Genomic DNA, 12,445 nt, shown 5'->3' on the forward strand with positions numbered 1-12,445 from the left:
CGGGACATGGCTCAGCACGACTTCTGCGTGCCAGTCCCCCACTGCCTTTCCGTCACACGCTTCCGCGCCGGGCCGGAGGTACGATCTCCGATCATGAATCCATCCGGCGATCCGGCTGCCCCGCGGATCGAGCTCGTGCCCGTCGACGAGGACATCCTGGAGGCCCTGGTCGCCGTCGCGATCGCCGACGCCGACCCGGACGACGTGACCCCACCCCTGAAAGAAGGCTGGGGTCCGGCCCGAGTCGCCTGGTTGCGCGACTTCCACCAACGGTGCCGCCCGGCGCGGAGGGCGGCGACCAGCTCATGGCGGCAGGCAACCTGCCCGCGCTGGCCGCACTTCGACGCGCCGGGGCCGTGCTCGAGCCGGGACAGGGCTCCACGGTGTCCGCCGTCATCAACCTGGGGCGGTGAAACACTGTGCCGTGCGTCGACCGTGTGCTCCCCGACACATGCCTGCAACAGGATTTGGACAATGGTGCACAGGAAAGCACTTCCGGCATAGGAGCAAGGCACTGACAATAGACTTTTGTCCGGTCCGATGGGGACCATGTGGGGACAGAAAACCGCCCCCACTAGGGCCGTCGCCCGGATACGCTCGGAGCACCCCAAGAATCCGTACCCCTCGACGGACAAGCGAGAATCCGATGCACACCACCCCCCTTGCCACCGACGTCCAGCGCTACCTCGAGTCCTGCTCCCCCGCAGGCCTCACCCTCCTGGACCTCGCCATCGTCGAGGACGTCGCCGAGCTCACCCTGGCCTTCACCCCCGAGACCCTCGACCAGGTGCTGCGCAACCAGCTGCGCATCACCGGCGCCCCGAACGACTGGGACTGCCCGAAGGCGTCCATGGAGGCCGGCACCCCCACCTGGGCCTACGCCCTGGAACTGGCGTACCTCTTCAACGAGCACTACTTCGGCCACCTCCTCCTGGAGCGCCACGAGGCCGCTCTCGGGCAGATCCTCGCCACCCACGGCTACGACGGCACGCCCGTCGTGTTCCGCCCGGCCTACACCCCGGACTGCCTGGCGCTGAGCCTCCGCCGCCTCAAGGCCGAGCACCTGCGCACCGCCGGGCTGACCGCGCCGGAGGCACGGGCGGCCTGAGCGAAGCCGAGCACATGGCCCTCGTCCCCCGACCAGAGGACGCGAGCGGGGACTCCGTCCGGACGCCACACCACGCGCCAGCCGCAGTGTGATGCAGCCCACCACTAGGCACGACGCCGTTCCGCGGAAAGCCGGGACGGCAGGTGCAGACGCAAACATCCGAAGTCATATAGGCACTTACATCCATTTGCGGCCCTAAACTTGTCCCCAAGTGTGTTGTACCGCGACGACCACCGTTCCTCCCACGGGCTGGGAGCGGACACCCCAGGTGGCGCCGCGACGATCGGGGAGGGAACAACTGTGCTCAAAGTCGATGAGATGAACCGGGCGGACGTCGCGCAGCGACCGCGCCCGGACACCACCCGCACGCTGGCATCCCGCGACGACTGGCGCGGGAAGTACCTCGTCCGCATGCGGTGGTCGGACGCGCTCGCACTGCTGATCGCCGTGGGCGGCACGCAACTGGTCCGCTTCCAGCTGGAGAACGCCGGCCTGCCGCTCGCCGACGGCTACTCGGTCCCCTACTGGATCGTCGGCGGGCTCCTCGCCGTGGTCTGGTGGATCCACCTGGGCCTGCGCGGCGCCCGCGACGTCCGGCTCATCGGCTACGGCCTCGAGGAGACCCGCCAGGTCGTCAACACCACCCTGGTGCTGTTCAGCGCCGTGGCCATCGTCTCCTTCGCCTTCAACATCCCCACCGCCCGCAGCTACGTCCTGATCGCTCTGCCCTTGGGCATCGGCCTCCTCATCCTGGGCCGCTTCATCGTCCGGGACCGCCTCATCAAGGACCGGGTGCGCGGCGAGTCCGTCTCCCGGACCATGGTGGTCGGCCGCATCGTCAGCGTGTCCGAGCTCGTGACGTCCCTGCGGAAGAACCCGGCCAGCGGCTTCGACACCGCGGTGGTCTACACGCCGTCGACCCTCAAGCCCCTGCCGGCCGAGGTGCAGCGCGTGCAGCTGCCCCCCAACGCGCTGCCCCGGGGCGAGCGGCCCTCCGTGGAGGGCATCATCGACGCCTGCCGCGAGCACGGCGTCCAGACGGTCGTGCTGTCCTCCAACGTCCCCCTCAGCACGCGGGAGATCCGCCAGTTGAGCTGGCTGCTCACCGACGAGCGCATCCGCCTGGTCATGGACACCGGCCTCACCGACATCGCCGGCCCCCGCATCCACATGCAGCAGGTGGCCGGCCTGCCCCTCATCCACGTGGCGACCCCGCGGATGAGCCGAGGCGCGGCCCTGATCAAGCGCTCCATGGACGTCCTCGGCTCCGCCGCGGCCCTGGCGGTCCTTTCTCCCGTGATCGCCGTTCTTGCCCTCATCATCAAAAAGCACGACGGCGGACCGGTCTTCTACTCCCACGAGCGCATCGGCGTGGACGGCAAGCGCTTCAAGGTGCTGAAGTTCCGCACCATGCGCACCGACGCCGCGCAGATGCTGCCGCAGCTCCTCGCAGAATCCGGCGGCAAGGCCCTGCTGTTCAAGGTGAAGAACGACCCCCGCATTACCAAGCCGGGCCACTGGCTGCGCCGCTTCAGCCTCGACGAGCTCCCCCAGTTCGTGAACGTCCTCCGGGGCGACATGTCCCTGGTGGGTCCCCGCCCCCAGATCCAGGCCGAGGTGGACGAGTACGACAAGTACATGCACCGCCGGCTGCGCGTGAAGCCCGGCATCACCGGCCTGTGGCAGGTCTCCGGCCGGAACAACCTCGACGTGGAGCAGTCGGTCCGCCTGGACCTGTACTACGTGGAGAACTGGTCGCCGTTGCTGGACACGCTGATCCTTGGCCGGACCTTCAAGGCCGTCATCGCGAAAGAGGGGGCCTACTAAGCGCTATAACGGTCCATGACGAGTGCGAGCCAGCAGCCTCACCCGCAAGTTAACGTAGATCTTCATAGCGAACGCCTAGTTCGGACCCTGGGCTACAAATTACCGCTCCACTGGATCACCCGGGCAAGAACTTCCATCACCCTTGACCGTCAGCGGTCTCGTGAGTCTTCTCGTCGGGAAGACCGCGCATATCACCCGCAGACATTAGCCGCTCCACGGTGCACCGCGTTTCGGCAAATACCCGCATTTATGCGTTGCGTGGACTTTGCGCCCCGCAGAACCTCAGATTCTCGGTGTACACGGTTTGATCCGTTCGGTGAGTTCGAGGTCGGGCTTTAAAAGCGCAAACGGCTCAAAATTGCAGCTAACGTGTTCAGCATTTAGGGAGATCTGCACGCTGGCACCCTCCGCCGCCCAGCGGTTTACCACGTCCGTCCTGAGGCCGACCGTTGGCTCGTCAGCAAGGTCCTCGCCGCCTTCCCAGCCTGCCCGTTCCCGGAGATCGCCGGGCTGATGGCGCTCTGTGAAAGTCCCCGGGGATGCTCGTCGATTTTCCCCACCCGGTGTTTGTGGTCACTGTAGCGGTCGTGGGGTCCCGGTGGTCGTCCGACGCAGCGTGTCGGCGCGGGCCTGGTGAACGCGCAGCCGGTAGGAGTCGCCGTCGAGGTTGAGGACCACGGAGCGGTGCAGGAGCCGGTCGAGCAGGGCTGCGGCGACGGTGGTGTCGCCGAGAACCTCGCCCCAGGAGCCGACCCCACGGTTGGTGGTGAGGATGATCGAGGTCTTGAGGTAGCGCTGGGAGACGACCTGGAACAGTGCCGAGGCGGCCTCGGCCGGCAGCGGCAGGTAGCCGAGCTCGTCGATGACCAGCAGAGTGGGCCCGGCGTAGAAGCGCATGGTGGTGGCCCAGCGGCCCTCGATCGCGGCCTTGTGGCAGCGGGCGGCCAGGTCGACGGCGGTGGTGAAGTAGGTGCGGTAGCCGGCCTCGGCGGCCTTGCGCGCCAACCCGACGGCCATGTGGGTCTTGCCGACGCCGGGCGGGCCGATCAGCAGCACGTTGGTCGCAGTCTCGAGGTAGCGGCAGGACGCCAGCTCGTTGACCAGGGCTGGGTCCAGTCCCGGGGCGGCCTCGAGGTCGAAGCCCTCCAGGGTCGCCGGGGAGGGCAGCGAGGCGAACCGCAGCCGCCCGGCCAACCGGCGGGCCTCGGTGGCCTCGACTTCCAGTCCCAGCAGTCTTTCCAGGGTGGCGGTCGTCGACAGGCCCTCGGCGGCGGCCTGCTCGAGCACGCCCGGCAGGTGCTCGGCGGCGGTGGTGAGCTTGAGCTCGGCCAGGTGGGAGCGCAGTTGCTGGTACTGGCTGGCCTGGGAGGCGCTCATCGGCTCGGTGGTGGGGGTGCTCATGTGAGGGTGTTCCTTCCAGCGGCAGCGGCCGCGTAGCGAGACAAGTCGATGACCACGGCGCGGTCCTCGACCGCGCCAGTCACGGTGGCGGGATCGCTGTTGCCGCGCAGGGCCGCGGCTGCAGCCAAGGCGTCAGGCCCCGGTGGGATGCGGACCTTGTTGCGGTGCGGCACCGCCGAGGTGGCGGCCTTCATCGCCTCGGTGTTCAGCGCGGTGACGTGGCCGTGGTCGCGGACCATCACCCCGGCACCGGGGGCGGCGGCCCGGTGCCGGGCGATGACGGCGCCGCTGCTGGTGGCGATGTCGAGGTGGGGCTCGCCCAGGCGGGCGATCACGGTGACCGTGGCGTGGGCCAGTTCCGGGGCCACGGAGTAGGAGTTGCCGCGGTAGGCCACCAGCGCCTGGGCCAAGACCTTCCGGGTCACCGTGGTGACCGCCGGGAACGGGACCGGGGGCAGCGCCCCCAGCGGCTCGGTGCAGGCCAGGGCGCCCACCGTCGTGGTGCCCTCGCTCGTGGTGCGGCGGCGGGCGTCGCCGCGGGTGGCGCACCACCGATCCAGTGCGGCTTGTGCGGATTCGACCGTGGCGTCATCGGGCAAGGTGCGCCAGACGCGTTGGGCGGCCGAGTGCACGGCCTTCTCCACCACGCCCTTGCGGTTACCGCGTCGCGGTGGGCAGATCGCCACCTGCACCCCGTAGTGCTTGGCCACCGCGGCGAAGGTCGCGGTGACCTTGCCGGTGGGCGGGTGGCAGACGGTGGCCATCCGGTCGAAGCGCCACACCTTGGTGACCCCGCCCAGGGCGCGGGTGATGTGGTCGATGCCGGCGATCAGGTGCGCCTGGTCCTCGGACTCGCACAGGAGCCCGCGCCAGGCCCCCGAGTGCGCCAGCGCCCCGACGAGCAGGTGCGCATTCGCGCCAGCGCCCCAGGCCGCCGGTGGGTCGGGCAGCTCGACCCAGTCCCACTGGGTCGAGCTGCCCGGGCGGGTGCTCGATCACCGCCACGGCCCGCCCGGCGGTGGGCCGGCAGTCCTGGCACACCGGGCGCAGCTGGCGTTGCCGCAGCTGGCGGGTGAAGGTCTGGTACGCCCCGGGGTACCCGAGACCGGTGACCTCGTCGTAGAGCGTGGTGGCCCACAGGTGCGGGTCCTCGCCCAGGCGGGCCCGGCAGTAGTCGGCGAACGGGGCAAACGGATCCGGGGTGCTGCGTTGGCGGGCCCCGGGGGCGCGGTTCCCGGCCAGGTAGGCGCGGATGGTCTTGCGGTCACGGCCCAGGTGCCGGGCGATCGCGGAGATCGTCCAGCCCTGACGGGCCAAGGCGTGCGCGTCGATGTCTTCCTCCCGTGTGAGCATGGTCAGCGGGGCTCCCTCGAATGGATGGCTGGTGGTCAGAGACCGCCATCATCGAGGGGGCACCGCCGTCATTGGCGGAGCCACACGGGTGGGGAATTTCAGTGAGCAGGTCTGGGGAGTTTCACCTGAGCGCCATCAGGGCTCGGACGTACCCTGCGCCGCTGGGAATCCGCGCTCCTGGCCTACTTCGACACCGCCGACACCTCGAACGGCCCCCCGGAAGCGACTATCGGCGTCATCCAGACGATGCGCCGCATCCTCCACGGTCTCCGAAACTCCGCAGACTACCGGCTACGCGCTCTGCTCGTCGCAAAAAGATACCAGCCATGGCGACAGGCCCCCGCCCATGCTCAAATCTGAAAGGCCATATATTAAGCCACAGGGCAGGTCAACGTGCCAAGGAAACCCGGGGCAGTTTCAGTATGGCTAGGCCGAAGACTGTGTTTCATTCGCCTAATGGAAAAGTTTCTATAGTCGACCGGAAATAATCCACGACTCACGCCTTAATTGAATAAGACGGATAAACCTGGCCATGGCTTGATCGAGCTACTGCTAACTTAGGCCGGAACGCCCATTGCCACATCGCGTAGGCGATCCAGAGTGCAAGGGAGTAATAGAGCATCCGCATGCTCGAGCGGAGGTTGTATTGGATGACATACACGAGGAACAAGGATGCTAAGCCTACGTGGGCAAAGGCCACTATCTGATGACCGCAGGCGATGAGGCTGCGCACATGACGGTCTAGGAGGCCCAGGTAAAGGCCAACCACGAGGAAAAACACAGAGAGGGTGAGCGCTCCTTGGTAAAGGAGTTCTCCGACCCCGGCTGTGGGGGCATAAGGGTTAAGGCGCATCTGCCCAGCGATTTCGTACCAGCCAGACACTTGGCCACCTCGAGGATCGACCGCCGTTGTCAATGCTCCCTCGGGGAGCCTTGCTCGCACGGTAGCTCCGATGATCGGCACGCTAATCAGGATGGTCTTCAACGCGGTACCGAGACCCAGGTCAGAGCCGAGGTACCCGCCAAGGGAGTGCCAGTAGGGGATAAGCCCGTGTGCGCCCAGAGTGCGCCAGTACAGCGGCAAGGGGAGCAAGAGTAGGGAAACGACAATGCTCAACACTAGCAACCGCCGGGCGCTCTTACTGGGCCGAGCCACGTAGTAACCGATTGCTAACAGGACAGGGATTGCTGCTAAGCGCCTGGAGCCGGTGGAGGCGATGAACAGGGTAAATACCACCACGTTGCTCAGGACCAAAAACTGCCCGAACCGCCGTTGGGTTCGCAGAAGATAGCCGCAGACCACCATGGACACGACACCAGCGAGGGCCAGCACTCCCCCAAGTCCACCAGAACTCTGTTCGGACAGGTACGTCGACCGGTTTAGAAGGGATCCAACTCCGCGCAGCATCACCAGCAAAAGAGTGGGGACGATAGTGGCCAGGACAAGAAACGACTGAAGCCGACGAGACATCTGCAACGGCCGCAGGTGGGTCAACCGCGGAGGATTCTTCGCGCCCAGTCCAGCCGCGATGGCTCCCATGCTGGCTCCAAGGCTTGCAATGGTCAGGCCTTTAAATCCAGTCCAAATCAGGTCTGGGTCAGCGGGGAGCAGGATGCCCGAGGCATACGGGGCGTCCACGACCAGAGGGTAAAAAACCCACCCAGTGACCGCAACGACGGCCAACCCTACGCTGACGATCAAGGCTGGCGAGATTGCCGTGGGCCCTAGCACCCGCGCAGCCACGACCAGCGCGCCCCATGATGTAACGACCAGTGCTGTTGCCGGGAAGGTAAGCGTAAGCCATATCACCAAACCGGCCGCTAGTGCGTAGTAGACGAAGGCAGCGTCGAGATGGCGCCAGCGGGGGGTGCTTTGCATATCGCAAGGCTACCGGCAGATGTCCCCTGATCGACCCACGTGACACGACTATGAGTCACCCTACGGCGGTGGCCCTTCTTTTTGGAGGCCTTATGCCCCACCGACCAGGAGCAGTGCTTTGAACGGCAACTCCGCACCCCTGCATGCAGCTACTAAGGCATGTCTCTTTAATCGCGTGAATGGTTCTGCGACGCCGGGAGCATGTCCCGTACGGCTGTGCTGACCGATGACCAGTGGGAACGGATCCACCCTCTCTTGCCGTCCTCCGAGGGCAAGAGGGGCCGGCCGTTCCGCGATGACCGCCCCGTGGTGGAGGGCATTCTCGACCGCTATCGGTGCGGGATCGCCTGGCGTGATGTCCCGGAGCAGTTCGGCCCGTGGCAGACGGTGTGGAAGCGGCACCGCCGCTACAGCGGTGACGGGACCTGGGACAAGATCCTGGCCGCGCTGCTGATCGACGCGCAGAAGGTCCAGCTGGTCGACTGGGCGGTGTCGGTGGACTCCACGATCAACCGGGCTCATCAGCACGCCACGAACTTCGCCCGCGACACAGGGGGCGGGATCGAACTACACGAATCTGCTCGAGGAGCCGGCTGACCACGCCGTGGGGCGTTGCCGTGGCGGGCTCGCCACGAAGATCCATTTCCTGGTCGACGGGGCCGGGCGCCCCCTGGTGGTGCTGGCCGGGCCCGGCCAGGCCGGCGACGCCCCGATGGTCGGCCACCTGATGAACCATCTGCGGGTGGCCCGCCACGGACCGGGCCGCCCTCGGACCCGACCGGAACGGCTGCGGGCGGACAAGGCGTACTCCTCGAAAGCGATCCGGGCGCATCTGCGGTCCCGTGGCATCACCGCGGTAATCCCGCCAGAAGGACGACCAGGCCGCCCACCGGGCCCGCCGTGGTTCCCGCGGTGGGCGGCCGCCGTCCGTCGACGCCGAGGACCACAAGGCCCGCAACGTCGTCGAGCGTTCCTTCAACGTCTTCAAGCAGTGGCGAGGCCTCGCCACGCGCTACGACAAGCTGGCCATCACCTACCGCGGCGGAGCCGTGCTGCGCGCCATCACCATCTGGCTCAAGGAACTATTGGGAGACATGCCCTAGCAAGAGGTCATGACGATGTTGACGGGGGCGAGGGTCGGTGAGGCTGGGGACTGAACGCCACAGGCGGTATGGACTCGATAGTAATTGCAGTGGTTCAACTACGCTCCGGCCACCGTCCGTTCCTCATCTCGACGGCACACCCGTGGCAAGAACTTCATGCCCCACAACACCTAGTCACGCAGACCTGAGCGAGGCTCGCCCAGGTATCGTAGTCCATGGTTTGTAATACCCTCCCCCCACACTGAGGACTCCCATGGTCACCCTCACGCCATCAGCGCCTGCCTCCGCAGGACTTCACAAAAGCGGTTTCCGCACCGACATTCAAGGCCTTCGTGCAGTGGCCGTGCTTCTCGTCGTCATCTATCACGCGGGTGTCACAACGTTCTCGGGTGGATACGTTGGTGTGGACGTATTCTTTGTAATTTCCGGATTTTTGATCACCACCCACTTATTGGAGTCGCTGGATAAGCACGGCAGCATCCAGCTGGGTGCGTTTTACGCGAAACGTGCGCGGCGCATCTTGCCAGCCGCTTTTACTGTGCTCATCCTGACCGTCGCCGCAGCCGTAATATGGATGCCTCCATTGCAGCTTGATGCGGTTTTCAAGGGCGCTATCGCGACCGCTTTATACGTGCCCAATATGCTTTTTGCCCAGGAGGGCACCAACTACCTCGCCGAAACTACGCCGTCTGTGTTCCAGCACTATTGGTCCCTTGGCATCGAAGAACAGTTCTACCTGATCTGGCCACTTGTCCTCCTACTGTTATTCCGGGTCCTTAAGTCCGAACGGCGCATCTTCTGGGCAGTTGGAGGATTTGTCGTTGCGTCGTTTTTGTTATGTCTGGTGTCCATGTCCGTGTCACAACCCTGGGCCTTTTTTTCGCTTCCGACCCGTGCATGGGAACTCGGCGTAGGGGCACTCGTAGCTTTCGTCATGCGCTCCCACACTGATCAGTTGGCATCCTCCTTCTCGGGCGTATTTGCCTGGCTCGGCCTCGCCGGACTGGTGGTTGTGGCGGTTACCTACGACTCGACCACCCCGTTTCCCAGTTACTTCGCTGCGGCCCCCGTACTGGCTACTGCACTCGTCATCGTTGGTGGCGTGGGGCGTATTGGCCCCGCTCGGTTGCTCAGCGCTCGACCTATGCAATTCATCGGCCTGATCTCCTACTCGCTCTACCTGGTGCACTGGCCGCTCCTCGTGGTTCCTCAAGCCGCCGTAGGCACGAACAACCCGCTGCCTCTCTCTGCCACGCTCGGACTGGCCACTTTGAGCGTTCCGCTGGCCTACCTCCTCTATCGACTTGTGGAGGACCCCGCTCGTAAGGCGAAGTCACTAATTGGCACTGGCCCGCACAAATCCCTGCTGGGAGTTGCTGGGACAAGCGGACTAATTGTGGTGATAGTTGGAATGTCCATGGTCGTCGCGGACCGTATGCCGCTCCATACGAATCGGGAAGCAGCTCCAGCCTCACAGTCAGAGGGCCCTGAGGGCACGAACTTTGTACCGGCCAACTTGACCCCGACGCTACGAACGGCCTCGGAAGATATACCGAAAATTTACGGCGATGGGTGTCATAAGGACTATGGATCTACCGATACTGACCCCTGCCATTATGGAGCTAATACCAACGCGCCAGTGGTGGCCCTCTTTGGCGACTCGCACGCGGCGTCATGGTTTCCAAGCCTGCACGCTATGGCGGAGGAGGGGTTTCTCCAGCTTGAGATCTACACAAAAAGCGCTTGCCATTCAGCAAGCCTCCCCACACAACTTAACGGTGCCCCGTATGGCGCATGCATGGAATGGCGAAGCGGTGTTTTGGACCGGCTCCGCAGCACGGAACCGGAAGTTGTGTTGCTCACCAACTACGGAAACCATTATCTGCGCTCTGGCATGGTCGACTCTGAAAGTGCTTGGGCGAATGGGTTGACCGAGACGATTAAAACCTTGTCGGAGGAGTCGAATGTTGCTGTCATCGCCGACGTCCCCGACATGGGGCAGAGCCCCTCGATCTGCCTTTCCGCCCATCTCGAGGACGCTCAGCGATGCTCTCGACCACTGGCGGCTGCGCTCAACATAAAGCTGCTGGCAAGTGAGAAGGCGGCTGTTGAGGCTGTCGGCGGCCGGTACTGGGATTTATCGCCCTACCTCTGCAATCGGCATGCATGTCCGCCAATCATCGGCAACGAGCTGGTCTATAGGGACGCGCATCACCTAACAGCCACATTTAGCGAAACACTACGGGAACCCTTGGCTCGAGAATTGGAGCATTTCCTGGACTGATCAGCGCACTGATTGTAGCTTTGCTTTCGTCCATCGGCGTTCCTGGCTTCAAACTCGCGAGGCAGGAGCGCATCCGTCAGATCAGTGTTTGATGGGTCGGCGCTAGCGTATGGGAACCCGGACTACATGGACGAGGCGGCCAACGTCTGTCGGCGCGCAATCGGCCGATCGCCTACCAATGCCGGCTCCGAGTCGACTCAGACGTGGCTGTAGTGGTCGCGGCGCGGGGAGAGAGGACCCGCAGGTCGGTGGCGTTCATGGCTGCCACGATGAGGCAAAGAGTACCCCAGCGGATGGTCAGCGAGCAGTTGTGGGAGTTCTTGGAAGCGCTACTCCTATCACGAGGGTGGATAGAAACGGGCCGACAGGACAAGCACGGGTCGACGACCGGGAGGTGTCGGAGGGGATCCTGTTCGTGACCGAAAACGGCATTGCGTGGACGAGAACTTGGTCTCAAAGCGTGATTTCTCGTTGCCGGTTCTCTTCTGGGTGCTTCACAGTGCCTGCATGAAGACGCGGACGCAGTCGTGAATGGTCGATGACCATCTGTGGGAGCTGATCACCCCCGCTGATTTTTCCTCAGCTACCGTCCAGAGGACCGGGTGGGCGACCTCGGATCGAGGACCGGCCCCCTTTAAAAGGGCCCTTCACAGATGAGCATGGGTAGGCGTCTTTCTCCACGGCCGGTGACCGCCGGCGGCGAGCAGGGCTCGTAGGCGGTAGTTGTCGAAGTTGCGGAAGCCCCGGGCGACCCTGCGCATCGTCTCGATCACGCCGTTGATCGCCTCCGTAGGGCCGTTCGAGGCGCCGGCGGTGTCGAAGTAGGCCAGGATCGCCGACCGCCACCGCCGCAGGGTCCTGCCGAGCCGGGCGATCTCCGCGATCGGGCATGACGGGAAGGATGCGAGGATTTCGGCGACGAGCCGGCGTCCTTGCTCGGGGCGGGCGTGGTAGACGGCGCGCAGCTTCTGGTAGCAGTGCCAGGCCAGGGTGACCTCGTGGTGCGGGTCCCCGGCTTCGAGCTTCGCGTTCAGGCGGGTGACTTGCTTGGTGGTGAGGTGTTCGGCGCCGATCTGCAGGGTGCGGCGGATGCCGTAGAGCGGGTCTCCAGCCCGCCCGCGGTAGCTCAGGGTGTCCTGCTGCACGCGGCGGCGCACCTCGTCGACGACCTGTCCGCCGGGCTTGACGACGTGGAAGGCGTCGAGCACCGTGATGGCCTCCGGGAGCTCGTCGCGGATGGCGTTGGCGTAGCCGTGGAACGGGTCCAGGGTCGCGGTGCGGATCCCGGCCGTGAAGGTCGGCCCCTGCTCGGTGAGCCAGTCGCCGTAGGCGGCCCCGGTGCGGCCCTTGACCAGGTCCAGCAGCCTTGCCCGGGGGCGGCCGTCCTTACCGCGGGAGTGGTCCACGATCCCGGTGACCAGCCCGGTGCCGGGCGGGCCCACGTGGCGCCAGACGTGCTCGTCGACACCGAGAGCGTCCACCCCGGTCAG

The 12,445-nt window shown here is 65.2% G+C and carries 9 protein-coding genes and 2 pseudogenes; 7 read left to right on the forward strand and 4 right to left on the reverse strand.

What is annotated here, in order from left to right:
* The first annotated feature begins 646 nt into the window (after positions 1-646).
* The gene (locus tag ACPYN7_RS15495) at positions 647-1,108 is read left to right on the forward strand and encodes a hypothetical protein (protein ID WP_424348234.1); all 462 of its coding nucleotides are present in this window, start codon (positions 647-649) and stop codon (positions 1,106-1,108) included.
* Positions 1,109-1,408: 300 nt separating this feature from the next.
* On the forward strand, positions 1,409-2,935 hold the full coding sequence (locus tag ACPYN7_RS15500) for a sugar transferase (protein ID WP_424348235.1): 1,527 nt from the start codon (positions 1,409-1,411) through the stop codon (positions 2,933-2,935).
* A gap of 573 nt (positions 2,936-3,508) precedes the next feature.
* Here ACPYN7_RS15500 and istB read toward each other — a convergent pair.
* Together istB and ACPYN7_RS15510 are read right to left on the reverse strand one after the other, a co-directional pair.
* Entirely contained in the window at positions 3,509-4,336 is an 828-nt protein-coding gene (gene istB, locus ACPYN7_RS15505; RefSeq protein ID WP_424348236.1) for an IS21-like element helper ATPase IstB, read from the reverse strand.
* Positions 4,333-5,100, reverse strand: a complete 768-nt coding sequence (locus tag ACPYN7_RS15510) for a Mu transposase domain-containing protein (RefSeq protein ID WP_424348237.1) — start codon at positions 5,098-5,100, stop codon at positions 4,333-4,335. Before ACPYN7_RS15510 ends, istB begins: the two co-directional genes overlap by 4 nt.
* 742 nt (positions 5,101-5,842) lie before the next feature.
* On the opposite strand from ACPYN7_RS15510, the gene ACPYN7_RS15515 reads away from it, so the two are divergent.
* Positions 5,843-6,049, forward strand: coding sequence for a transposase (locus tag ACPYN7_RS15515; RefSeq protein WP_424348245.1), 207 nt, complete (start codon positions 5,843-5,845; stop codon positions 6,047-6,049).
* A 136-nt stretch (positions 6,050-6,185) separates the two neighbouring features.
* On the opposite strand, the gene ACPYN7_RS15520 is transcribed toward ACPYN7_RS15515, so the two are convergent.
* On the reverse strand, positions 6,186-7,568 hold the full coding sequence (locus ACPYN7_RS15520) for a hypothetical protein (protein WP_424348238.1): 1,383 nt from the start codon (positions 7,566-7,568) through the stop codon (positions 6,186-6,188).
* A 201-nt stretch (positions 7,569-7,769) separates the two neighbouring features.
* Here ACPYN7_RS15520 and ACPYN7_RS15525 point away from each other — a divergent pair, with 201 nt between their 5' ends.
* From ACPYN7_RS15525 to ACPYN7_RS15540, 4 genes and pseudogenes are all read left to right on the forward strand, one after another.
* The gene (locus tag ACPYN7_RS15525; RefSeq protein WP_424348239.1) at positions 7,770-8,165 is read left to right on the forward strand and encodes an IS5 family transposase; all 396 of its coding nucleotides are present in this window, start codon (positions 7,770-7,772) and stop codon (positions 8,163-8,165) included.
* A gap of 79 nt (positions 8,166-8,244) precedes the next feature.
* Positions 8,245-8,565, forward strand: a pseudogene (locus tag ACPYN7_RS15530) (transposase); the annotation flags it as partial.
* Positions 8,543-8,671, forward strand: a pseudogene (locus tag ACPYN7_RS15535) (hypothetical protein); the annotation flags it as partial. The pseudogenes ACPYN7_RS15530 and ACPYN7_RS15535, both read left to right, overlap by 23 nt.
* Before the next feature lie 253 nt (positions 8,672-8,924).
* Positions 8,925-10,955, forward strand: a complete 2,031-nt coding sequence (locus ACPYN7_RS15540) for an acyltransferase family protein (protein ID WP_424348240.1) — start codon at positions 8,925-8,927, stop codon at positions 10,953-10,955.
* A gap of 647 nt (positions 10,956-11,602) precedes the next feature.
* Here ACPYN7_RS15540 and ACPYN7_RS15545 read toward each other — a convergent pair.
* A partial coding sequence (locus ACPYN7_RS15545) for an ISL3 family transposase (protein ID WP_424348241.1) occupies positions 11,603-12,445 on the reverse strand: 843 nt, incomplete at its 5' end.

The sequence above is a fragment of the Kocuria sp. CH-021 genome (assembly GCF_049716185.1).
GTDB lineage: Bacteria > Actinomycetota > Actinomycetes > Actinomycetales > Micrococcaceae > Kocuria > Kocuria cellulosilytica.

Bases quoted from the DNA above. Each gene is read 5' to 3' on its own strand.
- istB (WP_424348236.1), bottom strand. From the start codon at position 4,336: ATGAGCACCCCCACCACCGAGCCGATGAGCGCCTCCCAGGCCAGCCAG.
- ACPYN7_RS15520 (WP_424348238.1), bottom strand. From the start codon at position 7,568: ATGCAAAGCACCCCCCGCTGGCGCCATCTCGACGCTGCCTTCGTCTAC.
- ACPYN7_RS15525 (WP_424348239.1), top strand. From the start codon at position 7,770: ATGTCCCGTACGGCTGTGCTGACCGATGACCAGTGGGAACGGATCCAC.
- ACPYN7_RS15540 (WP_424348240.1), top strand. From the start codon at position 8,925: ATGGTCACCCTCACGCCATCAGCGCCTGCCTCCGCAGGACTTCACAAA.
- ACPYN7_RS15510 (WP_424348237.1), bottom strand. From the start codon at position 5,100: ATGGCCACCGTCTGCCACCCGCCCACCGGCAAGGTCACCGCGACCTTC.
- ACPYN7_RS15495 (WP_424348234.1), top strand. From the start codon at position 647: ATGCACACCACCCCCCTTGCCACCGACGTCCAGCGCTACCTCGAGTCC.